Here is a 25,676-nt window from a genome sequence, read left to right as displayed (position 1 = left end):
GTGACAGCAATCTGTTCAGTTACAGCACGGTTTGTGTCGCAAAAGGCTTAGAAAAATCCCATCGCCTGGTCTGAATAACTGACCAGTAAATTTTTGGTCTGCTGATAATGATCCAGCATCATTTTGTGGGTTTCACGACCAATGCCGGATTTTTTATAACCGCCGAATGCTGCATGTGCAGGGTATAGATGATAACAGTTGACCCACACCCGACCGGCTTCAATGGCACGGCCGGCACGATAGGACAGCTGTGCCGAGCGTGACCATACCCCGGCACCCAGTCCGTACATGGTGTCATTGGCAATGCGGATGGCATCGTCATAGTCCCTGAATGTGGTGACGGAAAGCACCGGTCCGAAAATTTCATCCTGAAAAATTTTCATGCTGTTGTCGCCCTGAAAAATGGTCGGTTCAATATAGAAGCCCTGACCAACCTGCTGACGCTCACCACCTCCAGTCAGGACACGGGCGCCTTCGGCACGTCCGCTTGCGATACAGCCGAGGATTTTATCCTGCTGTTCCTGTGAGGCCTGTGCGCCAATCATGGTTTCTGTATCCAGTGGATGTCCGGTTTTAATCCGTTTTACCCGGGCGACGGCTTTTTCCAGAAATTGCTCGGCAATATTTTCCTGAATGAGTGCACGTGACGGACAGGTACAGACTTCCCCCTGGTTCAGTGCGAACATGGCAAAACCTTCCAGTGCCTTGTCCAGATAATCATCTTCCTGATCCATGACGTCGGCAAAGAAAATATTGGGTGATTTACCGCCCAGTTCCAGCGTGACGGGAATAATATGATTGGTGGCGTATTGCATGATCAACTGGCCCACCTGGGTGGAACCGGTAAAGGCAATTTTTGCGATGCGTGGACTGGTCGCCAGCGGACGTCCCACTTCAATGCCATAGCCATTGACGATATTCAGCACGCCTGCCGGTAACAGGTCCTGAATCAGTTCCGCCAGTACCAGAATACTGGATGGGGTTTGTTCTGCCGGTTTCAGCACAATACAGTTACCGGCTGCCAGTGCGGGGGCAATTTTCCATGCTGCCATCAGAATGGGAAAGTTCCAGGGAATAATCTGACCGACCACCCCCAGCGGTTCATGAAAATGATAGGCAACGGTGTCTTCATCAATCTGAGAAATGCTGCCTTCCTGACCACGCAGACATCCTGCAAAGTACCGGAAATGGTCAATGGCCAGCGGAATATCTGCGGCCAGGGTTTCCCGAATGGGCTTGCCATTTTCCCAGGTTTCAGCAACGGCCAGCAATTCTGAATGTGCTTCCAGCCGCTCTGCAATTTTCAGTAATAAACCGGCACGGAATGCCGGCGAGGTTTTGCTCCATGCCGGCCGTGCCAGGTGTGCGGCATCCAGGGCGAGTTCGATATCTTCGGCAGAAGAGCGGGGTACCCGGGTAAATACGTTGCCATCCACCGGGGAAATGTTGTCCAGATACTCACCTTTGACAGGTGCAACCCATTGACCACCAATAAAATTTTCATATTGGGCTTTGAAATGAACTTTTGAGTCGGGTTGATTGGGGTCTATATAGCGCATAAGAATGTCCCTTTAGTTATTGAAAATGGAGTGATGCAGATATGACAATATTTCAGTCATGAATGAAATGCGGCGATAAAAAAGTGAAATGTTGCAATATAAAAAGGCCGGAAGAAAATTATGCAGCCTGTTTCTGAATATAGATTCTGAAGAGGAATTGTTGAAGCAGGAAAATGTATCGGGATAATTCACAATGGCTGTGGTTGCCGGCTGACTCCACTGATTGAGCCGGCCTGAAACATACCTGATTCAACGGGCTGAACCAGGATTGAAGCAGTAGTTGATGCCCGGACTCTTCATGCCGGTACAGACGCGATGCAGATGGTCAGGAGTCAGCATGATCAGTGGGGCTTGCCTGCTATGGACAGCCCCGGATAGACAATCATATTCATTTGAATCAGCTGATTTTTTGATTCAGCCATTCAAACAGATTGTGGTAAACCTGTTTACGGACCTCAGGAGCGGACAGGACTAAATCATGCAGGCCATTTTTTATTGTCATTACATTGACATCACCCTGTAATTTACCGGCGTATTTAATAATGTCTTTGACTTCCAAAATAACATCGCTGGTCTGAGCATCCTGATTCCATTTGCGGGGAAATTTAAGATCAGGACAGTATTTCCCCAATTGATTCAGGCAGGGCAACCCCAGTTTTTTCTTTGGAATATTCATATTAAAGTCGTAAAAGGGACTATTGACCCATAAGGCTTTAATGAGGGGATGATCGGGGTGATGAGCTGCATACAGGGTTGTGGTCAGACCGCCGGTGGAGTGTCCGCACAACAGCACTGAATGATGATCCTCCTCGGCAATGATCTCCAGCGCCTGGCTGATTTCGGCATCGTATTCGTTCAGCTTACGGACATTAAAAAACTTCTGATGCGGCAGATGTGAACGCTCATATTTACGTAAATCCAGCGCATAAAAGTCATAACCCTGCCGATTGAATTGCTCTGCCATTTCAGTCTGAAAGAAATAATCAATAAAACCATGAATATATAAAACAGCTTTCTGGGTTGGTCCATCGGCTTTTTTACGGACCAGTGTGGCGATAACCTGGCCTTCGTAATCATCGGGAAAGCTCAGGGTCCTTTGTTCATAAGCCGGGCCCAACAGGTCGGTCTGGTAGAGGTGTGCAGTTTCAGTCATTTTTTATACTCTGGATTGTATAGTGTTTATTCTCCGGGAATTATCGCGATGGATTCAGTGCGGTATTTATAGATAATCCTGAATAAATGCGTGCGACTGATCATACAGCTGTTGTGCAAGCTGCATATTCCGGGCTTTACCGGATCTGAAAGCCGGGGTTTGTAAACTGACATACTTGCCATTACGGGTTGCCCATTCGGGAGCCAATGCCATTTGATGAATCAGTTCAGCCGGTTTTTCCGGGGCAATCAGGAAAAGTTTAATCAACTTGTACTGATGGGCCGGTAATCCACGATAAATCTCTGAATCAACGCCACCAGGGTGCAGCGCATTACTGGTCATTGAGCTGCCCTGAAGCTGCCGGGCCAACAGATTGCTGAATAATAAACTGGCCAGTTTGCTGTTGGCATAGCTGAGTATGCCATTATATTTTTTGACCTGGTCTGCCCTGAACGTTTCAGCTTTGATATTTCCGAGCAGATGCATTATTGAGGCAAGATGGATAATCCGGCCCTGTTCTGCCTGTTTGAGCACTGGCAGTAGTTTCAGGGTCCATAGAAAATGCGCCAGATAATTGACACCAAATTGTTTTTCATAACCTTCTGCCGTGCTTTCCAGCCTGGGTGCCATCATTCCGGCATTGTTGACCAATACATCTATTTTGTCATACTGCTGCAGAATTTGATCGGCAGCACTGCTGACCTGTGCCAGACTGTTCAGATCCAGCGGGATGGTGTCAACTTTACCGCTGCCGATAGCCTGGAGCTGCTGCTGTGCCTGTTGTGCTTTTTCCGGATTACGGCAGGCCAGCAGCACATGATGTCCAGCCTGGACAAAGCTGTGGGCTGTGGCATATCCAATGCCGGTATTGGCACCGGTAATTATCACTGTTTTCATTGTGCAATGGATCCATGGGGATGTGCAGTTTATTATATCCATGAATGTTTAATCAGACAATTTATATTGTCAACTTTCCGATGATTTCTTATGTCGAATTTTTCCATCGATTGTTTTATACATTTTGAGTGGATATTTTCAGGTGATGCGTTAAGTCAGTTATTTAAAGTAATGTAATGAACTGGCCCTATGCTATGTTGTATGGCGTTGTAAAGCAGGTCATGTAAAGTGGTGGGTGTCTGGATGGGAAAACAGCTGGCACAGGAAAGATCTGATTCGGCAGGCATTCAGGTGAATGATGTCTATGCTGAATATGGGGCTTTTCTGAAGTACACAGTTGTGAGGCAATTGTAATGAAGCATCAGGGCAGGGTGATGGCAGCATAGATGAACTGTAATGAATGGAGTGGCCGGCAACAGGCTGCCCGGGAATTATTGGGTATTTCCCCGGAACTGTTGCAGATTTTTCAGGATCAATGTACCTGGGTGCAGGGTGTAACGGCTCAGAACCTGGTCGTGGTTGACGCTGAAAGGCATCTATTGTCCATCGCCGGCGGGATATGGAACATTCATCTGGGGCAGCAGGATGATCAGATGCTGCAGTTCAGTACCGATTTTACTGATCTTTGTTTTGATCAGATGGCCGGATTTATTTTATCCGAGATCATTTTTTATACTGAGGATGAATCTGTACCGTATTCAACCACACTCAAGCACAGGGCCGGGTTGCTCAGGCAGGTCTTTATTGAACAGGTTTTTGAGTGGGTGAATGGAGACAATCGGATCAGGGATTACCTGGAACACCTGTCTGTGCAGGATGCTGAACAGATTGATCGGTTGCTCATGGGGAAACATGACAGCCATGTATCGCTGGCGGAATTCCTTCGTCTGGGGAAACCATTTACTCCTGAGATGGAACAGGGAATTAAAAATTTATGTCTGGTGGATGCTCTTCAGGGAGAAAGTTTTATCCCGCTGAATGTGCTGAGTCAGCAATACGGGCAGCTGTGTCTGTCGGCACGGCGGTTATTGCCGGAACCACTATTTCGGGTGGTGGAATGTTATTTTGGTGAACAGTTCAGATTCGTGGATATTTCTGAACATCAGCAACATTTAACCGCGTTGATCCGACATGCCCGGGAACAGCCGCAACTGATGGGTTTTACCCGCCTGATGAAACCGGATTACTGGCCATTGACAGACTTATTTTCCAGGCAGAATTTTCTGGATGAAGATTGTCCCTGCTGGATTGAAAGCCTGTATGGTTTATCCATTTGTCATTTTCAGCGGACCGCCAACTGGTTGTTTAAGCAGGATGCACTGGTGGCCGACTGGATCAGCCGGCATATCGGTCATGCCGGTGTCAGGGTCAGTATGACAGCACTGAGTTTTGTGGACAGTAGCCGGGCTCATCCTCAGGTGATTCTACTGACGCTGAGATATTTTAAGGATATTGCATCACGTCTGTTTCTGCATGAATGCGCTGCCTGCGCACGTCAGTATCAATGGTTCAGTCATCCGGCCAATTTACGCTATTGCCTGGAGGGAAGCCGGAGTGCCGACGTTCTGGCACAACGCACAGAAATCAGTCAGTCCATTTTGTATATGGACGAATGGATGGATTTATTGCGGTTGATGTCCCGCGCAGATCCACAGGTTGTCAGGCAGGTTTATCATAAAATCAGTCGTGTCATTCAGGCGTATATGCAGTTTCTACAGCAGATCATTCAGGGTTTACCGGAGGATTTGATTCGTTTTATCGATCCTGTCAGTCATCAGCAGCCACAATTTTTTCTGATGCTGAAAAAACATCAGATTAAAGTTGATGAGTTCAGAAAACGATTCAGGCATCCGACTGCCGGAGATGATCGGAGCGTGGGAATATTTGAATCCTATGTCAATGATTATTTGCTGGAGTGTTTTTATCAGCGTCGTGAAATTGCCCGGAATGTGACATGGGCTGGACTATTTCAGCAGGCCCGGAAATGGCACCGGCAGATTCAGTATGACGACCTGCTGAATCAGTTACAGGCCAGGGTGACAACAGACAACTGGGCGCGGGTGTCTCCCATGCCCAGTCTGTATCATCAGGGGTGGCGCTATGAAGAGCTGCACTGTCTGACACAGATTATTCAGGAGTCGGTAAAGTTCCGGCATTGTCTGGCGCTGTCCTACAGTGAGCGGATTGCTGAACATGAGTATATTGCATTTCATATGCATTCGGTCCAGCAACCTGATCTGCAGCTGACTCTCGGTTGCCATCTGGCCGATGGACAGCTGAGCTTTGAGCAGATTCGCCTGTCCGATAATGCAATTCCGGGACAGGAAATCATAGCCCAGGCCCGGTCATTTATTGCAGCGTTGAATCATTACCTGATACAGCAAAGGGACGATCCGGCAGCGGTCATTCCGAACCGATTTCAACGGATAACTTAACATTTGTGTCAAAAATCGTTAGGCTATAGCCGTCCCATCAGATCAAGGCTGTTATGAAACAGGAAACTGCACTGAAATTAATGAAAACCGGTGAAAATATCTTTCTGACGGGATCTGCCGGTGCAGGGAAAACCTATACACTGAATCAGTATATTCATTATTTGAAAGCCCGGAAAGTGCCGGTGGCAATTACCGCATCCACCGGGATTGCAGCAACGCATATGAATGGCATGACCATTCACACCTGGGCTGGTATCGGCATTAAGGACGTCCTGTCCGATGATGACCTGAAGCGCATGAAAGAGCGTAAATACTTAAAGGAACATCTGCAGAATGCACAGGTGTTGATCATTGATGAAATTTCAATGCTGCATGCGAAACAGCTGAACCTGGTGAATCAGGTCCTTAAGTATTTTAAGGAATCAGATCAGGCATTTGGCGGGATTCAGTTGATTGTTGCCGGCGATTTTTTCCAGTTGCCCCCGGTGGGTAAAAAGGGTGAGGAAAACCGGGACAAGTTCTGCTTTATGTCAGCGGCCTGGGTGGAAGCAAAATTCCGGGTCTGTTATCTGACCGAACAGCATCGACAGGATGATTCTGCACTCAACGATATTTTAAATGCGATACGCGCACAGAATATTCAGCCGCAGCAGATTGAGCTGCTCCGGCAGACCGGCCAGCAGGATATTGGAGAAACCTTCACCCGTTTATATACGCATAATATGGATGTGGACAGCATTAATTTTCAGCATTTAAATGCCATTGAAGGGGATGAGCGTCAGTTTGTTGCTGTCTGTGATGGCAATGAAAAGTTGCTGGAAACCCTGAAATCTTCGGTACGGGCGCCGGAAGCGCTGACCCTGAAAAAACATGCCAGGGTTATGTTTGTCAAAAATAATTTTGATATGGGCTATATCAACGGCAGTATGGGTGAGGTGATTGACTTTGAAGAAAGTGATGAACAGGGCCTGTTGCCCAAAGTGAAAATGACAGATGGCACGGTGCTGGTGGTGGAACCGGAAACATGGTCGGTTGATAACGAAGCCGGTAAAGCCATTGCCAGTCTGCAACAGATCCCGCTGCGTCTGGCGTGGGCGATTACCATTCATAAATCGCAGGGCATGACGCTGGAAGCTGCTGAAATTAACCTGTCGCATACGTTTGAAAAGGGCCAGGGCTATGTGGCCCTGTCACGGTTAAAATCCATTTATGGCTTGAAACTGCTGGGGCTGAATGAGCAGGCGCTGCAACTGGATAGACTGGCTGTCAAGGCTGATCTGCGTTTCCAGGAATTGTCCAGTGAAGCGGCATCGCACTATGAACATGCTGAACTGGCTGTGCAACATGCTGCATTTATCCGTCATTGCGGCGGTACGCTGAACAGTACTGAAATTGAACGCAATGAAAAGAAAATTGCCAGGAATGCAGACAAGCAGAATTATGCAGTGGCCACACTCGATGAAACACGTGCCCTGTTTGAGTCTGGTTATGAGATTCAGGATATTGCGGTTGAACGTGGTTTGACCCCGGCAACCATTATCAACCATCTGGCACGTTTACAGCGTGAACAGGGGCTGGATATTTCAGTGGCCAGCCCTGGTGAAGAGGTGGTTGAGGAAGTCCGTAAAATTTATAAACGTTTGATGAAACGACAGAATCCGGAACATTTCAGTGAAGATGGTGCCATTAAATTACGGCCGATTGTTGAAGCCACCAGTCCACGAATGGGTTATGATCAGGTCCGGCTGGCGTTATTGTTTGTCAAATAATCCATATACGGCTTATGCAACAGATACAGGATAGGTCTCATGCCGCACGTTGTTGTTGAATATTCAGATAATATTCAGAAGGTTGATACGCAGAAACTCCTCACCCGAATTAATCAGTGTCTGATTGAAACCGGAGAATTTCAGCCGCTGGATATCAAAAGCCGGGTATTGACCAATTCAGCATATCTGGTCGGACTGGAAACCGGCAGCCATGCTTATGTTTATTTAAAACTATCTTTACTGGAGGGGCGCAGTGATGCGTTTAAGGCGGCCATCTCAGAAAAATTAGCCCAGGTGATCGCTGAGCAGGATTATGGCCAGATGGACGGTTTACAGGTGCAACTGTGCTGTGAGGTCTGTGAAATTAATCGGGCCAGTTATCGAAAAGTCAGTATCGACAGCTGATGCAACAGGTTGTATCTGCATGGCGCAGTTACTCACGTTATTTTAAAATCTGAAAATCAGCATACTGAACAATCTGATCTGCATTTAATTGATGAATATGGTCCATGAAGGCCACATTAAAACTGCCGACCTGCTGGCTTTGCTGAAAGGCGAGTTTCCCGGCAATGGCAAAATGCACATGCGCAGCAACAGCGGCCACAGTTGCGGTGCTGACTGCCGCATAGGCCGCAATCAGGGCACCCAGCGCACAGCCGCTTGCGGTGACTTTCGGTTGCAGGCAGCTGCCGCCATTGATCTGAATAACGTTGTTCAGTTGCCTGGATAAAATAAAATCTGCTTCCCCTGAGATGGCGACACATTCGCAGTGTTGCAGTAAGCTGCCTGCCTGACGATGCACATCATTGCTGTTCAGAGTGCTGTCCACACCCCGGGATTGCGCCTGATGGCCTGCCAGTCTGCTGATTTCTGAAGCATTACCACGAATGATGGTGGGATTCAGTAACAGCAGCTGGTCCACCATGTCACTGCGCCATTTCAGAGCGGCGCCATAACCTACTGGATCGAGTACCCAGGGCAATTGCTTTGTGGCAGCAGTCTGTGCAGAAATCTGCATGGCCTGCATCTGTTCTGTGGTGGGCGTGCCGACATTGATGCTCAGGGCTGCACTGATGGAAGTAAAGCTTTCTGCTTCAAATGGGTTGTCAATCATGGCAGGCGAGGCACCTGCTGCCAGTAAAATATTGGCGCTATAGTTGGCAGCAACATGGTTGGTGATACATTGTACCAGCGGTTGCCGGGCCTGTAATAGTGTCCAGGCTTCCACCACCTGTTCAAGTAAGCGGTCAGTCTGGTGCTGTAATGCAGGTTCAGTTTGTGGTAGCAGTGATTCAGGCAGATTCATGTTGGTTTCTCTTAATTTTTCCCTTATCTGGTAAAATAGTGGTCCTGATGTCCGCAATGTCGGCAGCTGAGTGTGACATGATTTTCGGCGTCATATTCGATATTCAGGTCATCTGAACCACAATGCATACAGCGTTTGGCGGCGTAAAAATTCAGACGGGGTTCAATTTTCTTCCATGAACGCCATACCGGCTGGAAAAAGATAGTCTCATCATAGCCCAGCAATCTGAAAAACAGGATTTCACTCATTTTACTTAAGGGAATATTCTGCGGGCGGGGCAGGGTCGCAGTTTCCCATTTTTCATTGACTGAACGCTCACGGTATTGTTGCAGGGTTTTTTTCAGCAGATGGGTATTGATGAAGTTTTCATTGCGGGTCTGTAATGCCTTTTGCTGATACAGGTATTCAAGTGCGGTCTGAACCAGATAATAAATCTGCCCGAGTGCCAGCGAGTCAAGCAAGCGATGGCAAAATGTCTGAAAACTCTGATTGCCGGCAATCTGAATTCCCCAGGTGCGGCAATAATGCTGCATAAACTGAATGATTTCCTGATACAGCACCGTATACAGCGCATCCCTGACTTCTTCAGCCTGTTGAAAAGGCAGGCCCCGACTTAAATTTTCATAAAACCAGTGTCTGAGCTGCTGGGTGATGCTGAACAGACTGGGTTCACTATAACCATCCAGGCGGACATTCAGATAATAGCGCTGTACGTGATCGGAAAAATCACGGGCAAGCAGTATCCCATCTCTGACCAATTGTTTGACCAGCTGATTCTGAAAAAAATAACTGGGTGTAATGGGCTGGTATTTCACGGCATCCCATTCAATGAATTCGTCATGCGTGACACCCTCCTGGATATGGCTGTCCAGCAGGCTCAGCAAAAACAGTTTATTCAGAAAACTCAGCTGTTCCAGTCGGTATTCCGTAGTCTGTTTATTTTTGCTGAGTTTCCGTTGTTCCTGTAACCGGGTTTCTGTCAGTAGTTTTTTTCGGGTTTCGGTACAGTGTTTGCAATGGCAGTTATGCTGATCATTCTGAAACAGCTTATGCTGACAATGACTGCATTCATGATAGTTCAGTTCCTGTTCAAATTCTTCAGCTTCAATGAAATACATGGCTGCCTGACACAGTGGGCAGCTGTGACTTTCATCGAGCTTTTTTTTCAGAATATGAAGGGCCATCAGGCATACATCTCAGGTGAGCTAAATCATCAGCCCGAGTATACACCGCTTGCTGCGGGTTCAGGGCAGTACAGATGAACAATCAACGCATTCTGATGCTGATTTACCAGTCGACGCTGAGCCATTTGAATGATTCGTGTAAAAAAAGCATATTTCAGTTGCAATATGCATAGAGCATATTCACTGAAGCATCCACAGATCAAGTGGAGTATTCACATAAATATTCTAATGGACAGGCGATTGTGGAAAATTCAGACAGGATGGACCACGTAGAAATATAGGATCAGTCCCATCAACAGCATTGAAGTAATGATCAAATAACAGTTGACGGTATTAAAGCTTTTAATAAATTTCAGTATATTCATGCACTTATTTTTAAAATGGCGTTAAACATGAGTATTTTACAATAATATGCATATATTTTGTATAAGATTCAGATGAAATTTTTATAAAAAACCGGTCCATATGACCGGTTTTTTAAATTATACATAAATATTATATGCTTAGCATGCTATTCAGGGTCTCGCTGACATTCCTGGATTTGACCTGAGGTTTTAAGGCCTCCAGTGCCTGCTTCACTTCCGTACGCCGTGGTTCTGACAGGGTATACCAGCGTGACAGTACCTGTAACAGGCGTGAGCCGACGATTGGGTTTTTGTCATCCAGATATTTTGCCAGTTCGGTGAAATATTCAATACCAAAACTCCAGGTATTGACCGGATTGACATTCAGGCCACCACTCACGGAGCGGATGCGGTTTGGTGTACTCAGGTCATAATCGGCATGTGAAGTTAAATAACGGATAGTTTCTGCTGTGGCAGCAGGGTTTGAGGCCTGAATCATAAACCATTGATCCAGTGCCAGGGCTTCATGTTTAAAGCGCTGGTAAAAATCAGCCAGTGCATCGCTGGCCTGTGGTGCATCATTCCAGACCAGCACACGCAGTGCACCCAGACGTTCCGACATATTGGCTGTCTGCTGATACAGCGTATAGGCATAATCAAAAGTCTGTGTATTACCCTGGCGGGCCAGCATGGTCAGTGCAATATTGCGCAGTGCCCGGACACCCATGGCCTGACTGAATTCATGCTGTGTGTCAGGGTCCGAATTGAGATAGAGTTCCTGCCAGAAATCGCCCAGCTCACGGGCCAGTTTATCCAGTACTGCATTACGTTTTTCCTGAATGATTTCAGGTTCATAATTGCTGTCGATACGACTGCCCAAATAACCTTCGCTGGGAACGTCAAATAAGCGGGATGCCAGCAGCGGGTCCTGACTGACCAGTTCCGGAAGGGTATTTTTAATCGCCTGAATATAGGCTTCGGCCGGGTGGTCCTGCAATAAAATACGCTCCAGCAGGGTCTGCGCTGCCTGCCACTGATTAAAACCATTGGTTTCATATTGCAGCAGGAAGGCCAGTTCCTCATCTGAATAGTTAAAAATCAGATTGACCGGTGCAGAAAAATTACGTAGCAGGGAGGCAACCGGTTTACTGCTGATCCCTGAAAATTCAATGTTGGCCTGATTCTGGTCAAATAGATACACGCCATCCCGGACCTGATTTTCAGTCAGGGCATCGGACACCAGGCTGAATTGTTCTCCGGTTTCAGCATTGAATAATGCCAGTGCCACCGGAATGGGAACAGCTTTTAAATCGGGATATCGCGGATGAGCTTTCAGGCTTTGTCTGAAATCCAGTCGATAGGTCTGATTTGCTGCATCATAACTGCCCTGAGCCTCCAGCTGTGGCGTACCCGGCTGATTATACCAGGTCAGAAAACTGGATAAATCCACACCGGAACCGGCGGTCAGAGCCGCAACCCAGTCTTCCACCGTGACGGCCTGACCATCATGGCGGCGGAAATATTCGTCTGTGCCCTGACGGAATTTTTCCCTGCCCAGCAAAGTGAACATCATGCGGTTAATTTCCGCACCCTTTTCATAAACGGTTGCCGTGTAGAAATTGTTGATTTCCACAAAGTGATCAGGGCGTGGCGGATGTGAAAGCGGGCCGGAGTCTTCGGGGAACTGATAGGCTTTTAAGGTTGCGACATCGTCAATACGCTGTACCGCCGCAGATTGTAAGTCTTCGGAAAAAGACTGGTCACGGAACACCGTCAGGCCTTCCTTCAGGCAGAGCTGAAACCAGTCGCGGCAGGTAATGCGGTTACCGGTCCAGTTATGGAAATATTCATGTGCAATCACTGACTGAACCCGCATGATGGCGGCATCCGTGGTGTATTCTTCATCTGCAAGTACACAGGAGGTGTTGAAAATATTCAGTCCCTTATTTTCCATGGCCCCCATATTGAACTGACTGACGGCAACAATCATATAGTTGTCCAGGTCATAGGGACGACCATAATGTTCTTCATCCCAGCGCATGGAATGTTTCAGGGCTTCCATGGCAATGCTGCATTTGGAAAGATCTTTTTCCAGCGCATAAATTTCCATGGAAACATCCCGCCCTTCAAAGGTGGTATACCGATCTTTCAGTACGGCCAGGTCACCAATTACACAGGCAAACAGATAACTGGGCTTTTTAGTGGGATCCTGCCAGATGGCATAGTGGCGATCATTACCCACTTCACCGGTTTCAAGCAGATTACCATTGGCCAGCAGCACCGGATATTTTTTGTCGGCTTCCACCCGGGTGGTAAATACCGAAAGCACATCCGGACGGTCCGGATAGAATGTGATCTTGCGAAAACCTTCCGGTTCATTCTGGGTGACAAACAAATCACCGGCCTGATACAGGCCTTCAAGCATGGTGTTATTTTCAGGGTGAATCACCACTTGCGTTTCAATAATGACATCATCCGGTGCATTGTTAATCAGCAGCTGTTCAGTATCCAGTGTATATTCAGTGTCATTCAGCTGCCGGCCATTCAGCGTAATCGATTTCAGCTCCAGATCACGACCCAGCAGCACCAGTTCACCTGCTGTCTGGCGCTTCATCACCAGTGTGGCATTGACATTGGTATGATCATGATGAAGCTGGATATCCAGATGGATGGAGTCAACAAGAAAAGAGGGTTTCTGATAATCTTTTAAATAAACAGTCTGGTTTGTCTCGACCATTGGATTTGCCGCGATATTCATATATTTATTCCTAATCCTGTATGTCAGCTCAGCGTCATAAATTGCTGTAATGCCTATCGATCATACGCCAACTTTAATTTACTGTCTGCGCTGTTTGTTCAGTTTTATGTCGGGGTGGGCAGCTTTGTTTTCAATATGGCTGAGTGGGATGAACATAAAATGGAGCTGAATCCATTCAGCCCCATTCTGTTCTCAGTTTTCAGTGCGCTGCCCTCAATTTGTTGTTCTGGCTGCTTCAATATCTGGCACTGTATTCAACTCTGCAGGGTCATCAGGCTGGCATTGCCACCGGCTGCTGCGGTATTAGTGCTGAGTGCACGTTCAATCAGCAGTCTTTCCAGTGGGATGGGCTGCGCATTTTCCAGCCGGGTGATCCCGATAATCGGGCCATCACGATGGGCAATCTGAGCCTGCAGCTGCATCAGCTTTTCGGTGGACCCCTGATACAGCACAGCGTCAAAATCACCGTTAATATTGTCAATGATCCGAATATGCTGACGCAAGACCTGAGGCATGCTTTGCAGATGATCCAGTAGCCAGACATTGTCCCGTAGAATCACCGGCTGACTGCCAATGGCCAGAATGGCTGCGATCTGTTGCAGCTGAGCCAGGGCGTGGTCTGCAATGACCAGCGTACTTTTGCGTGCAATTACCCTGTACTGATTGGTTTCACCGGTCGGCCCGGGAAGTGCATACGCTCCGAGTGGCGCGTGCCATTCAGTAGAAGGATATTGCGGGAACTGTTGTTTTACCCATAAATTGAATTGTGCATACAAGGGTTGCAGTTGCTGCTCCACGATCATGTTCTGGAGGGTTCCGAATGGTCGCTGTAAGGCAGCAGGATTATGCTGCATCAACCGATATAGATAAAGCGGACCGCCGGCTTTGGGGCCGGTTCCGGACAGGCCTTCACCACCGAAAGGCTGTACACCGACCACGGCACCCACAATATTACGGTTGATGTACAGGTTTCCGACCTCAGCCTGAGCAATCACGGTCTGAATGGTCTCATCAATCCGGGTATGCAGTCCCATGGTCAGCCCATAGCCTTTGTCATTGATCTGCTGGATCAGTTGTTCAAGTTCACCGTATTGATAGGTGATGATGTGCAGGACCGGACCAAACACTTCCCGTTTTAAATCCTGTAAATCCGGTAATTCAATTAAGGTCGGGGGAATGAAACTTCCCTGGGTTAGTGCACGACCGTTGCGGTTCAGCATCAGCTGATGAACAGGATAGCCTTTTTCCCGCATTTGTCTGATATGACGTTCAATATTGTCCTGCGCCTCAGCGTCAATAACCGGGCCAACATCGGTACTCAGATACATGGGATTTCCGACACTGAGCTGTTGCATGGCTCCCTTGAGCATGGTGATTAATGTCGCTGCGTTATCCTGCTGTACGCACAGAATCCGGAGTGCTGAACAGCGTTGGCCGGCACTGTCAAATGCAGAGTTAACGGCATCCAGTACCACCTGTTCAGTCAGGGCCGATGAGTCCACGATCATGGCATTCTGACCACCGGTTTCTGCAATAAGTGGAATGGGCTGGCCGGATGCGCTTAAGCGGGCGGACAGGGTGTTTTGCAGAATCCGGGCGACTTCTGTTGAACCGGTAAACATAAGCGCCTGGATACGCTCATCCTGACTCAGCTGGCTACCGACCGTTTCACCACGTCCCGGCAGTAGCTGTACGACAGATTGAGGAATACCCGCTTCCCATAAGATTCGGATGGCTTCTGCGGCGATCAGCGGGGTCTGCTCGGCAGGTTTGGCAATCACACAGTTGCCTGCTGCCAGGGCCGCAGCAATCTGACCGGAGAAAATTGCAAGTGGGAAATTCCACGGACTGATGCAGAGGATTGTTCCCAGTGGTTGAATGCCGGAATCATCCATATGCTGAATCTGGGCCGCATAGTAGTGCAGGAAGTCAATGGCCTCGCGGACTTCGGCAATTCCATTGGCATGGGTTTTACCACTTTCCCTGCACAGTAGCACTGTCAGCTGTGCCATGCGCGCTTGCATCAGTTCAGCAGCTTCCAGCAGATAGCCTGCACGTTCTGCCGCGGTGGTGTGTGACCAGCGCGGGAATGCTGTTGCAGCATGATTCAGTGCAGCATCCACATGCTGTGGTTCTGCTTCATGCACCATACCGACGATATCTGAATGACTGGCCGGATTGAGGATTTGCCGCGCTGAGGCCCGGTTCAGCTGTGAGGCATCAAAGCCTTCGATTAGCGGATGGCTGTGCCATGTATGCAATGACAGTTCATGGCTCAGCTGATTGAGTTGCTGCAACTCACGATCATTGGCCAGATCAATGCCCTGTGAATTGCCCCGGACGGGTTTCAGCAGATCAGCCGGCAGGGGAATGGCCGGGTGTTGCTGACCGACTTTACCGGTTTCCCGGGCAAGTTTCTGAATTTCCTGCACAGGATCTTTAAGCAGTATTTCCAGTTTCAGGTTTTTATCGGCGATGCGATTGACAAAGGAGGTATTGGCACCATTTTCCAGTAAGCGACGCACCAGGTAAGCCAGCAATGTTTCGTGGTTACCCACCGGTGCATAAATCCGGCATGGCACCCCGGGGCTATGTTCATTTACAGCGTTGACTACCTGCGCATACAGCGGCTCACCCATACCGTGCAGGCACTGGAACTCATACTGCCCCGGATAGTAACGTGCCGGATCAGCAAGTTGATAAACAGTGGCCAGTGTCTGGGCATTGTGGGTTGCAAACTGTGGGTAAATCTGGTCTGGCGCTGCCAGTAGTTTGCTGGCACAGGCAATATAGGACAGATCAGTATGGGCTTTGCGGGTAAACACCGGATAATCTGCCATGCCGTCAATCTGTGCTTTTTTGATTTCACTGTCCCAGTAAGCCCCTTTGACCAGGCGGATCATCAGACGTTTCTGACTGCGTTTTGCCAGATCAATGAGACAGTCCACCACATGGAAACAGCGTTTCTGATAGGCCTGAATGACAAAACCAATCCCTTGCCATCCAGCAAGAGCAGGCTCAAAGCACAGACGCTGCAGTAACTCAAGTGACAGTTCCAGCCGATCAGTTTCTTCTGCATCAATATTCAGACCAATATTGTAACTTCTGGCCAATATGGCCAGTTCAAGCATCCGGCCATACAGCTCGTCGTGTACCCGGTTAATCTGAGCACGCTGATAACGTGGGTGCAGCGCAGAAAGTTTGATGGAAATTCCCGGTCCGGTATAGATATCCATCTCTGCTGATGCCTGGCCGATTGCATGAATGGCCCGGGTATAATCATCAAAATAGCGGTTTGCATCCTGTTCAGTCAGCGCGGCTTCGCCCAGCATATCGTAAGAGTAGCGGAAGCCCTTATTTTCAAGGTTCCGGGCATGCTCCAGTGCTTCTGCAATGGTTTCACCGGTGACAAACTGTTCACCCATCATACGCATGGCCACATCCACAGCCTTGCGGATAATCCCGCGGCCACTGCGTGCCAGCAGTGAGGTCAACAGTCCAGAAAGGCTCTGCTGTTCAGGAGCTTCCATCAGTTTACCGGTCAGCATCAGTCCCCATGCAGCTGCGTTGACAAACATGAGCTTACTCTGACCAAGATGCGCCTTCCAGTTGCCCTGGTTGATTTTGTCACGGATTAGCAAATCACGGGTGGCGTTGTCCGGAATGCGCAGCAGGGCTTCAGCCAGGCACATCAGGGCAATTCCTTCCTGAGAAGACAGGGAAAATTCCTGCAATAGCCCCTGTACGATACCGGCTTTCCCGGTGGAGCTTTTGCCTTCCCGCAGCGTATGCGCCAGCTGAAATGCCTGTGCGTAAATTTTCTGATTCAGCGCATCATCAAAGACAGCGTGCGCCAGCAGATTTTCCACACATTCCGGTTCTGAACGCCGCCATGCGGTATTGATGGCCAGTTCATATTCATTTTTTTCGCTGAATGTGGTGATGGGAGCAGTGCCGGCTAAGGCTACATTGGTATGAGGACCTGGAGCTGGTTGCGTCATGTCAATGTCCTGTGACTTTAAAAGAGAGCAATATTTTTGTTGAGGCAGAAGACGGATATAATTTATGATTACAAAAATATTGCCGAACAACTCACTATAATTTACATGATTTTTAGGGAAAAATTTCAATGTCGAACCCAACTTCGAATCTGGACCGTATAGACATCAAAATTCTGGATATTTTGCAGCAGGATGGAAAAATTCCGAATATCAAACTGGCCGAAGCGGTGAATTTGTCGGCTACGGCAGTGCTTGCACGGGTACAGAAACTGACTGCTGAGGGTTTTATACTGGGTTATGAAGCCCGGTTAAATCCGGCGATGCTGGATACCGGTTTTGTGGTATTTGTTGAAATTCTGCTGGATAAAACCACCCCGAATGTGCTGGATGAATTTTCTGATGCAGTGGTGCAATATCCTGAAATTGCCGCCTGTCATATGATCAGTGGCGGTTTTGATTTTCTGGTCAAAATCCGCTGTAAGGATATGGCAGAATTCCGGCGGATTTCCGGACAGGTGTTGTGGCAGCTTCCTGGCGTCAGGGAAACACGCAGTTATCCGGTGATGGAAGTGATCAAGGACAGTGCCAGAATTGCCTTGCCAACCAGGGTCAGCAAGGGCTGAGTAAACATCTGAAACAGCCCCTGAAATAAAATACCTGAAACAAAATAAGGGGCACTCAGCCCCTTAGCTTACTTCTGCATGCTGGAATTTCTGTTGCAGGACGATGCTTATCCCTTACAGATTCTTCATTTCGCGTGCATAAACCTGCTCGGACTGTTCAAAACGATCAATGATGTCCTGTTCAGGTGCCTTGCCCATCAGACTGACCACAATGATACTGATGAACGAAAGAACAAAGCCCGGTACAATTTCGTATAAGCCAACATGGGCCAGGGTATTTTTCCACAGGATGACGGTGACCGCACCGACAATCATGCCTGCCAATGCACCGTTCAGGGTCATGCGCTTCCACAGCAGCGACAGAATGATCAGCGGGCCGAATGCAGCGCCAAAACCGGCCCATGCATAGGCCACCAGGCCAAGAACCTTACTTTCAGGGTTAAAGGCCAGCACGATGGCGAGTACGGCAATAGCCAGTACCATCAGGCGCCCAACCCACACCAGTTCATGTTGAGAGGCATTTTTACGAAAGAATGCTTTATATAAATCTTCGGTCAGCGTACTGGAACATACCAGCAACTGACAGCTCAGCGTACTCATGACTGCGGACAGAATCGCTGCCAGCACCACACCGGCAACCCAGGGATTGAACAGAATTTTGGTGAGTTCCATAAATACGGTTTCAGGATTCTGCTGTACAGTGGCAGCCAGTTCCGGGTGCAGCTGAAACCAGGCGATACCAATATAACCGACGGCAACCGCACCGCCCAGGCAGAGAATCATCCAGCTCATGCCAATTTTACGTGCCGCCGGAATGGAACGAACTGAGTCTGCCGCCATGAAACGCACCAGAATATGAGGCTGTCCAAAATAGCCTAAGCCCCATGCCATGGATGAAAGAATGGCCAGACCACTGACCCCCGAAAATATACTGCTTGCATGGGGACGGGCGGTTTCAATCAACTGAGTGAGTTGATGGGTGTCACCAATGGCCAGCCAGGTCATGAACGGTGCAAGCAGCAGTGCAAAAATCATCAGGCCGGCCTGGAAAGTGTCGGTCCAGCTGATCGCCAGAAAACCACCGATACAGACATAACTGATGGTGGCCAGTGCGCTGATCCACAGGGCGGTGCCATAGGTCAGACCAAAAATGCTTTCAAAAAGACGGGCACCGGCCACCATGCCGGAAGCACAATAAATTGCAAAGAAAATTAGAATCACCAGCGCGGACATAATACGCAGAATTTTTCTTCGGTCAGCAAAACGGCTGGTGAAATAATCCGGTAAGGTCAGGGCATTGTTCTGTACTTCAGTATGTACCCGCAAACGTCCGGCCACCAGTAACCAGTTCAGCCATGCGCCAATGATCAGTCCGACAGCAATCCAGGCCTCAGACAGACCGGTCAGGAAAATTGCGCCGGGCAGGCCCATCAGTAACCAGCCGCTCATGTCTGATGCCCCGGCCGATAAGGCTGTTACGAAACTGCCTAAACTGCGGCCGCCCAGAATATAATCTGAAAAATCTGTGGTTGCCCGATATGCATACAGTCCGATGCATATCATGACGATAATATAAAAAACAAATGTAATGACTGTGGGGTTAAAGTGGTCCATAGCGTATCCTTGTATTCCTTTGGATCAATGCATCCAGGCATTATTCTTTATGGCAGGTGAATAAGGGGGCAGATGCAGGCACACATCCGGAAAAATGCGAAATTATAGTGTGACTTTTCCATTTATTGATCACTCGGTGCACGACAAAGCGTGATAAGTGTATAAACATCACTCGATAATTACATAAAGTTACACTTTGCCGGCTGTTGCTGGAAAACTCAATACCGGGCCATAGCCCTTCAGGTCAGATCCCTAATCAGCTGATCAGATAGGCTTTGCATACCGGCAGTTGCGGTGGTCTGAATGCACTGATACTGTGATGGCACACGTGCATCGTTTGCCCGGGGATCAATATAATAGGCCGTGCAGCTCGCAGGGATTTCATGGACCAGTCCGGCGACCGGGTAAACCGTCAGTGTTGAACCAATCACAATGAAGAGATCAGCATCCTGTACCAGGGCCACAGCCTGATCATAGGCAGGTACTGCTTCACCAAACCACACCACATGCGGGCGCAGCGGATAACCTGCCGGGCATTTGTCCCGTTGCAGATCGAGCCGCCAGCCATCAATCGGATAAAAATCTGTTGTATATTCCGACCCCGGCCCTGAGCTCCTGGCCAGTCGGATGTTACCATGCAGATGCAGGACCTGTTGGCTGCCGGCACGTTCATGTAAGTCATCAATATTCTGTGTAATGACCTGTACATGAAAATGACTTTCCAGTGCTGCAATGATCTGATGCGCCTGATTGGGCTGTGCCTCCAGAATGTTTTTACGCCGTTCATTATAAAAACGCTGGACCAGTGCCGGGTCACTGGCCCAGGCCTGGGGCGTCGCAACCTGCTGTATATCGTGATTTTCCCATAAACCCTGATGATCACGAAAGGTGCTGATCCCACTCTCTGCACTCATGCCGGCACCGGAAAATACAACCAGTTTTTTCATGGGGGAACCCTCTGTTTTTTACTGCTTCATCTGAACTTTAGCAAAAAATATCGATCAGGAAAAATGTCTTTCAGACAGGACTGAAACGGGTAGGCTAACGGTCAGGACTAACGATCATGATGCAAATATCGGGGTTGTTTCGGTAATTTCATGCTGCAGAATAAACAGATGATCAACATGACCATGACATAGATAAAAAAGATATTTTCATGCCCCAGCGCTTTGAATTTCAGGGCAACGGCAGGCGCTGAACCACCGAAAATGGCATTGCCGACGGCATAGGCAAAACCGACACCCAATGCCCGGATATGCGGTGGAAACATTTCAGCCTTCACCAACCCGCTGATTGAGGTATAGAAGCTGAGCAGCAGCATCAGAAAAATCAGTAACAGGGTCACAATCACAGCTGAGTCGTGGAAATATGGCATGGCAATGAGTATGACCGGGTAGATAAAAATGGCGCAGATGATACTGAACAGCATCATGCAGTTACGCCGGCCAATCCGGTCAGACAGCATGCCGAATAGGGGTTGTACCAGCATGAAGACCAATAGGGCGACAGTCATCATATAGCCGCTGATCCGGTCACTGAAGCCCAGGCCGGTGATATAGGTTTTTGAATAGACCGTAATCAGATAAAAGCACAATGAACCGGCTGAAGTGTAGCCGACCACCAGTAAAAACGTTTTCCAGTGGTTTTTAAACAATGCGTTTAAACTGCCGGATTCTTCCCTGTTGCTGTCATTTTCAGACAGCGTTTCCTTTAAATGCCGGCGTGCAAAGAAGGATAAAATTGCCACCATCCCCCCAATAACAAATGGAATACGCCATCCGCCGTCCATCAATTGTTCCCGGGACATCAGCGCCAGCATGATGACACCGAGCAGGCTGGCAAGTAACTGACCACCGGACAGCGTAACATACTGAAAAGATGCATAGAAACCCCGCTGACCTTTCAGTGCCACTTCACTCATATAGGTTGCCACGGTCCCATATTCCCCACCGACGGAAAGTCCCTGCAACAGTCGGACCGCCAGTAGCAGAAAAGGGGCAATCATGCCGACCTGGTCATAGCTCGGCAAGGCTGCAAATAAAAAGGAGCTGATGGCCATCAGAGAGATGGAAATGACCATTGATTTTTTGCGACCATATTTATCGCCAATCCAGCCAAAGAGCCAGCTGCCTATGGGACGCATAAAGAAACTTGCAGCAAACACGCCCCATACATAAATGGCCCTGGCAGAATCGTTCATGTCCGGGGCGGTCAGGGCGTGCTGAAAATAAAGGGCAAAAGAAGCGTAGATATAGAAATCGAACCATTCCACCAGGTTGCCGGAAGCTGCACCGACAATGGCCATGACGCGATTACGTTTTTCATGGGGCTGATCAACATGTGTTTCGTTCATGGCATGTCCTTATCACTGAATTTTATCATGATGATTAAAAGAGAAGGGTGGAGGCCTGTTGACCTTATCTGACCCCTGGCTTAAATATCCTGATCAGATATTCCGTGGGGAAAACATCTTTGATGTTCAGTTTAGGATGATTTGTCTGAAGTGGGTTGATTTTGGACAAAATATATACAGATATGGATTGAAAAATTGCTGAAACTCAGCACGAATCCTACTGCATTGTTTTTCATGATGTGAGAATTTTTTTAAATGTTATTTTTGCTGGCGGTCATTCATATTTTTTATTTAAACTAAAAACTGCAACCTTCGTGGGGTTGCAGTCCTTATTTTATTCAGCCACGATCAGTGATCATGTTTCAGGTATTCCGGCTCTTTCGGTAGTTTGAAACTACACAGGAAACAGATTACCAGCATGAAAATGACATAGAGGAAGAAGGTACTTTCAATACCTGCAGCCTTGAACTGCAGTGCCACAGAGGGTGCGGAACCACCAAAGATTGCATTTCCCACGGCATAGGAGAAACCGACGCCCAGCGCACGGACATGGGGCGGGAACATTTCTGCCTTGACCAGGCCACTGATTGAAGTATAGAAGCTGAGTAACATCATCAGGAAAATCAGTAACAGCGCAACCATGAACGGTGAATAGCTGAAATGCGGCATCCAGATGACCATGACCGGATAGATGAAAATTGCCATGGTACCGCTGAAGGCAAGCATGGCAGCACGACGGCCAATCCGGTCGGAAATGGCCCCGAACAAAGGCTGTGCCATCATGAAAATAAACAGGGAGGCCGTCATGATGAATCCGACGGTTTTACTGGCAACACCCATATTGGTGAGATAGGTTTTGGAATATACGGTAATCACATAAAAAGTCAGTGAACCGGCAGAGGTATAACCCACCACCAGCAGGAATGTTTTCCAGTGATTTTTAAACAGTTCCCTTAGACTGCCGGATTCTTCCTTGTCACTGTCTGCAGTGGACAGGGTTTCTTCCAGGCGGCTACGGGCAAGCAAAGAGATAATTGCTGCGATGCCCCCAATCACAAAAGGAATACGCCAGCCACCGTCATGTAGTTGCTGTTCTGACAGGAAGGCCAGCATGATTACCCCGAGTAAACTGGCAAGTAACTGACCACCGGACAGGGTGACATACTGAAAAGATGCAAAAAAGCCCCGTTGCCCTTTCAGTCCCAGCTCACTCATATAGGTTGCCACGGCACCATATTCACCCCCTACAGATAAACCCTGTAACAGGCGAATGAGCAGCAGCAGGAACGGTGCAGCCATTCCGACCTGTTCATAGGTCGGCAATGCTGCAAACATAAATGAGCTGACTGCCATCAGACAGATGGAAATAACCATTGATTTTTTACGGCCGTGCTTATCGGCAATTCGTCCGAAAAGCCAACTGCCAATGGGCCGCATAAAGAAACTGGCTGCGAAGACGCCCCACACATAAATTGCCTGTGTGCCAGCGTCCATATCGGGTGCTGTCAGGGCTTTTGTGAAATAGACAGCAAATACTGCATAAATATAAAAATCAAACCATTCGACCAGATTACCGGAAGCTGCGCCGACAATACCGCGAATACGGCTCCGTTTCTCTTCTTTACTGTAAGTCTGACCCATAAAGAATTCCTTGCTTATGTGAGGTGCTGAAAACTTTCCTTATTACAATCAATAGGGTAATAATGAAGCACATAAATATAATTGCTTTTGCCCCTGGATCATCATTTATTTTATTTATAAGTAAAAAAGATACCCATATAATGTGATAAATCAATGAAATAGTTGATTGGTGGTGAGCAGCGTAGGTTAGAGGGAATATTTATTTCTGGGATTTCTGGGCGTCACTGCCCTATGGTCTGACCGAATTGATGCTAATCTTAAGTCTGTATCATGAATTGGACATGATTAAGACTGATCCTGCAGAGCAGGAGCTGGACATGGTCATGAATGAGCAATCCTGTGACAGTTTACAGCATTCTGCTATGTTGTAATAGCTTTTTGCTATGCTGTAAATGGTCACAGATTCATTGCCACGGACTGAGAAAACAGTTCAGGCTATTGTGCTGAAATCAGCTGGCCTGTTTCAGGAACTGGCTGATTTCACGGCTGAACTTCACCGGTTCAGTCAGTAAGGGCGTATGTCCAGAATGCTTAAAGAAAATACTCTGAGCATTTTTCAGGCTTTCAGCAATGAGAATCTGTCCTTTAAATGGGTAGAGTGTTGACTGTTCTCCAATAAAAAACGTGGTTGGACAATCCAGTGCAGCAATGGCCTTACGATAATCTTCATTATGATGTAAATAATTGTTGATATACCAGGCCAGATAATCCAGGCGGTGAATCGGTAAAATGTGTTTTTGCAGACCGGGTTTTTTCAGTGCCAGATTGAACAGCATCGGGCTGATTTTATTGCTGCCCTGGATCCTGATAAAATGCAGCCACATTTTAATCAGCTGGCTACGTGGTTCATCCGGAAGGTCCTCAACATATTTATAACTGGAATACTGATCCATAAAACTGGAAAGATCTTTCAGCAGACGTTTGAACTTATAGTATTTTTTACCAAACAGGCCATAGGACCAGGATGGGTCAGTCGGTATTTTGGGTGACTGATCGATATGTAAATAGGCTTTCAGCCGCTGACTCAGATCATCATATTGCATACCATGCATGGCTGTGGTTGCGCCCATGGAGTAACTGATCAATATAAACTGATCCAGCTGCATCTGTTCGATCAGGCATGAGACATCCCGCCAGTGACTATGGATGGCATCCATGTCCTGGGGAATCTGCACGTCACGGGAACCGCCGAAGCCACGCCAGTCCGGAATAATAAATTTATAGCGTTTCAGATTGGGGAAAATAAAGGGGAGCCATTGCCAGCTCTGCATCCCAAGGCCGGATAAAATCAGAACAGGCGTGGTACCCTGTCCAATTTCACGGACAAATAGTTGTTCACCATCTGGCATCGTATAACGTGGCATGACTTTTCCTGCTCTGTATCTGGGTTGAGGTTAAGGGAGTAAAAGGTCAGGGGTGTTCAAATGTCTTTAACTGGGGAATGACCCTTTCCAGCCATGTAATCCAGCCTTGTTCCAGGTCTATCCCCAATTGTAAAATCATTTTGTGAATAAACAAGGTCCGATTGTGTTCATCTGTGTCAGAAAAATCCCGGGCAAAAATCTGCTGGTAGATCTGTAAATTCTGACGATGCAATTTTAAATGACGTTCCAGCTCAGGTAAAACAGAATTTCCACCCAGTTGTGCTTCAGCCCGCAGACGTACCATCAATTCTTCACGTAACTGTGCCGGTGCACTCTGTTTAACCATCCACTCTGCAAGCGCTGTACGTCCGGGTTGTTCAACCTGATAGGTTTTTTTTCTGCTGGTCTGCTGCCCGTTGTCAACCGGAGAAATCCAGCCCTTGCGCTGCATGCCATTTAATTCGCGATAGATCTGCTGATGTGTTGCATTCCAGAAAAATCCCATTGAACGGTCAAAGCGACGTGCCAGCTCAAATCCTGTACTGGGTTTTTCAATCAGGCTGGTCAATAATACATGTGCAAGCGACATCTGGATTACAAATCTCAAAGAAAATGGATGGTCAGGCATTATGCAATATGTTGCATAAAAATTAAATCTCGCTTATAAAATGGCAA

At 47.9% G+C, this 25,676-nt stretch carries 18 protein-coding genes; 4 read left to right on the top strand and 14 right to left on the bottom strand.

What is annotated here, in order from left to right; all coding sequences use genetic code 11:
• Positions 1-47: 47 nt before the first annotated feature.
• From exaC to ACT6PV_RS09140, 3 genes are all read right to left on the bottom strand, one after another.
• Entirely contained in the window at positions 48-1,559 is a 1,512-nt protein-coding gene (exaC, locus tag ACT6PV_RS09150; RefSeq protein ID WP_445116076.1) for an acetaldehyde dehydrogenase ExaC, read from the bottom strand.
• A gap of 397 nt (positions 1,560-1,956) precedes the next feature.
• Positions 1,957-2,712 (bottom strand): alpha/beta hydrolase, encoded by a 756-nt coding sequence (locus tag ACT6PV_RS09145; RefSeq protein ID WP_445116075.1) that lies wholly within the window; start codon positions 2,710-2,712, stop codon positions 1,957-1,959.
• Between the two features lie 66 nt (positions 2,713-2,778).
• Positions 2,779-3,609: an SDR family NAD(P)-dependent oxidoreductase gene (locus tag ACT6PV_RS09140; RefSeq protein WP_445116074.1), complete on the bottom strand. Its 831-nt coding sequence runs from the start codon at positions 3,607-3,609 to the stop codon at positions 2,779-2,781.
• Positions 3,610-3,995: 386 nt separating this feature from the next.
• On the opposite strand from ACT6PV_RS09140, the gene ACT6PV_RS09135 reads away from it, so the two are divergent.
• Genes ACT6PV_RS09135 through ACT6PV_RS09125 form a run of 3 tightly spaced genes read left to right on the top strand, consistent with a single transcriptional unit; the run spans position 3,996 to position 8,218 of the window.
• On the top strand, positions 3,996-6,044 hold the full coding sequence (locus ACT6PV_RS09135; RefSeq protein ID WP_445116073.1) for a hypothetical protein: 2,049 nt from the start codon (positions 3,996-3,998) through the stop codon (positions 6,042-6,044).
• Between the two features lie 53 nt (positions 6,045-6,097).
• Positions 6,098-7,813 (top strand): AAA family ATPase, encoded by a 1,716-nt coding sequence (locus ACT6PV_RS09130; RefSeq protein WP_445116072.1) that lies wholly within the window; start codon positions 6,098-6,100, stop codon positions 7,811-7,813.
• A 39-nt stretch (positions 7,814-7,852) separates the two neighbouring features.
• Positions 7,853-8,218: a 5-carboxymethyl-2-hydroxymuconate Delta-isomerase gene (locus ACT6PV_RS09125; RefSeq protein ID WP_445116071.1), complete on the top strand. Its 366-nt coding sequence runs from the start codon at positions 7,853-7,855 to the stop codon at positions 8,216-8,218.
• A 37-nt stretch (positions 8,219-8,255) separates the two neighbouring features.
• Here ACT6PV_RS09125 and thiM read toward each other — a convergent pair whose 3' ends face one another.
• The 5 genes from thiM to putA all read right to left on the bottom strand — a co-directional run bounded on the left by thiM (position 8,256) and on the right by putA (position 17,406).
• Positions 8,256-9,119, bottom strand: coding sequence for a hydroxyethylthiazole kinase (gene thiM, locus ACT6PV_RS09120; RefSeq protein ID WP_445116070.1), 864 nt, complete (start codon positions 9,117-9,119; stop codon positions 8,256-8,258).
• 23 nt (positions 9,120-9,142) lie between these two features.
• The gene (locus tag ACT6PV_RS09115; protein ID WP_445116069.1) at positions 9,143-10,303 is read right to left on the bottom strand and encodes a hypothetical protein; all 1,161 of its coding nucleotides are present in this window, start codon (positions 10,301-10,303) and stop codon (positions 9,143-9,145) included.
• A gap of 251 nt (positions 10,304-10,554) precedes the next feature.
• Positions 10,555-10,668: a hypothetical protein gene (locus ACT6PV_RS09110; RefSeq protein ID WP_445116068.1), complete on the bottom strand. Its 114-nt coding sequence runs from the start codon at positions 10,666-10,668 to the stop codon at positions 10,555-10,557.
• Between the two features lie 130 nt (positions 10,669-10,798).
• Positions 10,799-13,405 carry an aminopeptidase N gene (pepN, locus tag ACT6PV_RS09105; RefSeq protein WP_445116067.1) on the bottom strand — a complete coding sequence of 869 codons (2,607 nt, stop codon included), beginning with the start codon at positions 13,403-13,405 and terminating at the stop codon, positions 10,799-10,801.
• Between the two features lie 254 nt (positions 13,406-13,659).
• Entirely contained in the window at positions 13,660-17,406 is a 3,747-nt protein-coding gene (gene putA / locus ACT6PV_RS09100; RefSeq protein ID WP_445116066.1) for a trifunctional transcriptional regulator/proline dehydrogenase/L-glutamate gamma-semialdehyde dehydrogenase, read from the bottom strand.
• A 128-nt stretch (positions 17,407-17,534) separates the two neighbouring features.
• Between putA and ACT6PV_RS09095 the strand changes: the two genes are divergently transcribed.
• The gene (locus ACT6PV_RS09095; protein WP_445116065.1) at positions 17,535-18,029 is read left to right on the top strand and encodes an Lrp/AsnC ligand binding domain-containing protein; all 495 of its coding nucleotides are present in this window, start codon (positions 17,535-17,537) and stop codon (positions 18,027-18,029) included.
• Between the two features lie 114 nt (positions 18,030-18,143).
• On the opposite strand, the gene putP is transcribed toward ACT6PV_RS09095, so the two are convergent.
• The 6 genes from putP to ACT6PV_RS09065 form a co-directional block, all read right to left on the bottom strand.
• Entirely contained in the window at positions 18,144-19,643 is a 1,500-nt protein-coding gene (putP, locus tag ACT6PV_RS09090) for a sodium/proline symporter PutP (protein WP_445116064.1), read from the bottom strand.
• Between the two features lie 239 nt (positions 19,644-19,882).
• Positions 19,883-20,590, bottom strand: a complete 708-nt coding sequence (locus ACT6PV_RS09085; RefSeq protein ID WP_445116063.1) for an SIR2 family NAD-dependent protein deacylase — start codon at positions 20,588-20,590, stop codon at positions 19,883-19,885.
• Positions 20,591-20,697: 107 nt separating this feature from the next.
• Positions 20,698-21,996 (bottom strand): MFS transporter, encoded by a 1,299-nt coding sequence (locus ACT6PV_RS09080; RefSeq protein WP_445116062.1) that lies wholly within the window; start codon positions 21,994-21,996, stop codon positions 20,698-20,700.
• 348 nt (positions 21,997-22,344) lie between these two features.
• On the bottom strand, positions 22,345-23,637 hold the full coding sequence (locus ACT6PV_RS09075) for an MFS transporter (protein WP_445116061.1): 1,293 nt from the start codon (positions 23,635-23,637) through the stop codon (positions 22,345-22,347).
• Between the two features lie 449 nt (positions 23,638-24,086).
• The gene (locus tag ACT6PV_RS09070; protein WP_445116060.1) at positions 24,087-25,001 is read right to left on the bottom strand and encodes an alpha/beta fold hydrolase; all 915 of its coding nucleotides are present in this window, start codon (positions 24,999-25,001) and stop codon (positions 24,087-24,089) included.
• 46 nt (positions 25,002-25,047) lie between these two features.
• On the bottom strand, positions 25,048-25,590 hold the full coding sequence (locus ACT6PV_RS09065) for a PadR family transcriptional regulator (RefSeq protein WP_445116059.1): 543 nt from the start codon (positions 25,588-25,590) through the stop codon (positions 25,048-25,050).
• Between the last annotated feature and the right edge of the window lie 86 nt (positions 25,591-25,676).

The organism is Acinetobacter sp. WZC-1 (assembly GCF_052544965.1).
Note: the sequence above shows the minus strand (reverse complement) of the source record. Positions and strands in the feature narration are given on the sequence as shown.

Coding starts and splice junctions, on each gene's coding strand:
- exaC (WP_445116076.1), bottom strand. CDS start 1,559: ATGCGCTATATAGACCCCAATCAACCCGACTCAAAAGTTCATTTCAAA.
- ACT6PV_RS09145 (WP_445116075.1), bottom strand. CDS start 2,712: ATGACTGAAACTGCACACCTCTACCAGACCGACCTGTTGGGCCCGGCT.
- ACT6PV_RS09140 (WP_445116074.1), bottom strand. CDS start 3,609: ATGAAAACAGTGATAATTACCGGTGCCAATACCGGCATTGGATATGCC.
- ACT6PV_RS09135 (WP_445116073.1), top strand. CDS start 3,996: ATGAACTGTAATGAATGGAGTGGCCGGCAACAGGCTGCCCGGGAATTA.
- ACT6PV_RS09130 (WP_445116072.1), top strand. CDS start 6,098: ATGAAACAGGAAACTGCACTGAAATTAATGAAAACCGGTGAAAATATC.
- ACT6PV_RS09125 (WP_445116071.1), top strand. CDS start 7,853: ATGCCGCACGTTGTTGTTGAATATTCAGATAATATTCAGAAGGTTGAT.
- thiM (WP_445116070.1), bottom strand. CDS start 9,119: ATGAATCTGCCTGAATCACTGCTACCACAAACTGAACCTGCATTACAG.
- ACT6PV_RS09115 (WP_445116069.1), bottom strand. CDS start 10,303: ATGGCCCTTCATATTCTGAAAAAAAAGCTCGATGAAAGTCACAGCTGC.
- ACT6PV_RS09110 (WP_445116068.1), bottom strand. CDS start 10,668: ATGAATATACTGAAATTTATTAAAAGCTTTAATACCGTCAACTGTTAT.
- pepN (WP_445116067.1), bottom strand. CDS start 13,405: ATGAATATCGCGGCAAATCCAATGGTCGAGACAAACCAGACTGTTTAT.
- putA (WP_445116066.1), bottom strand. CDS start 17,406: ATGACGCAACCAGCTCCAGGTCCTCATACCAATGTAGCCTTAGCCGGC.
- ACT6PV_RS09095 (WP_445116065.1), top strand. CDS start 17,535: ATGTCGAACCCAACTTCGAATCTGGACCGTATAGACATCAAAATTCTG.
- putP (WP_445116064.1), bottom strand. CDS start 19,643: ATGGACCACTTTAACCCCACAGTCATTACATTTGTTTTTTATATTATC.
- ACT6PV_RS09085 (WP_445116063.1), bottom strand. CDS start 20,590: ATGAAAAAACTGGTTGTATTTTCCGGTGCCGGCATGAGTGCAGAGAGT.
- ACT6PV_RS09080 (WP_445116062.1), bottom strand. CDS start 21,996: ATGAACGAAACACATGTTGATCAGCCCCATGAAAAACGTAATCGCGTC.
- ACT6PV_RS09075 (WP_445116061.1), bottom strand. CDS start 23,637: ATGGGTCAGACTTACAGTAAAGAAGAGAAACGGAGCCGTATTCGCGGT.
- ACT6PV_RS09070 (WP_445116060.1), bottom strand. CDS start 25,001: ATGCCACGTTATACGATGCCAGATGGTGAACAACTATTTGTCCGTGAA.
- ACT6PV_RS09065 (WP_445116059.1), bottom strand. CDS start 25,590: ATGTCGCTTGCACATGTATTATTGACCAGCCTGATTGAAAAACCCAGT.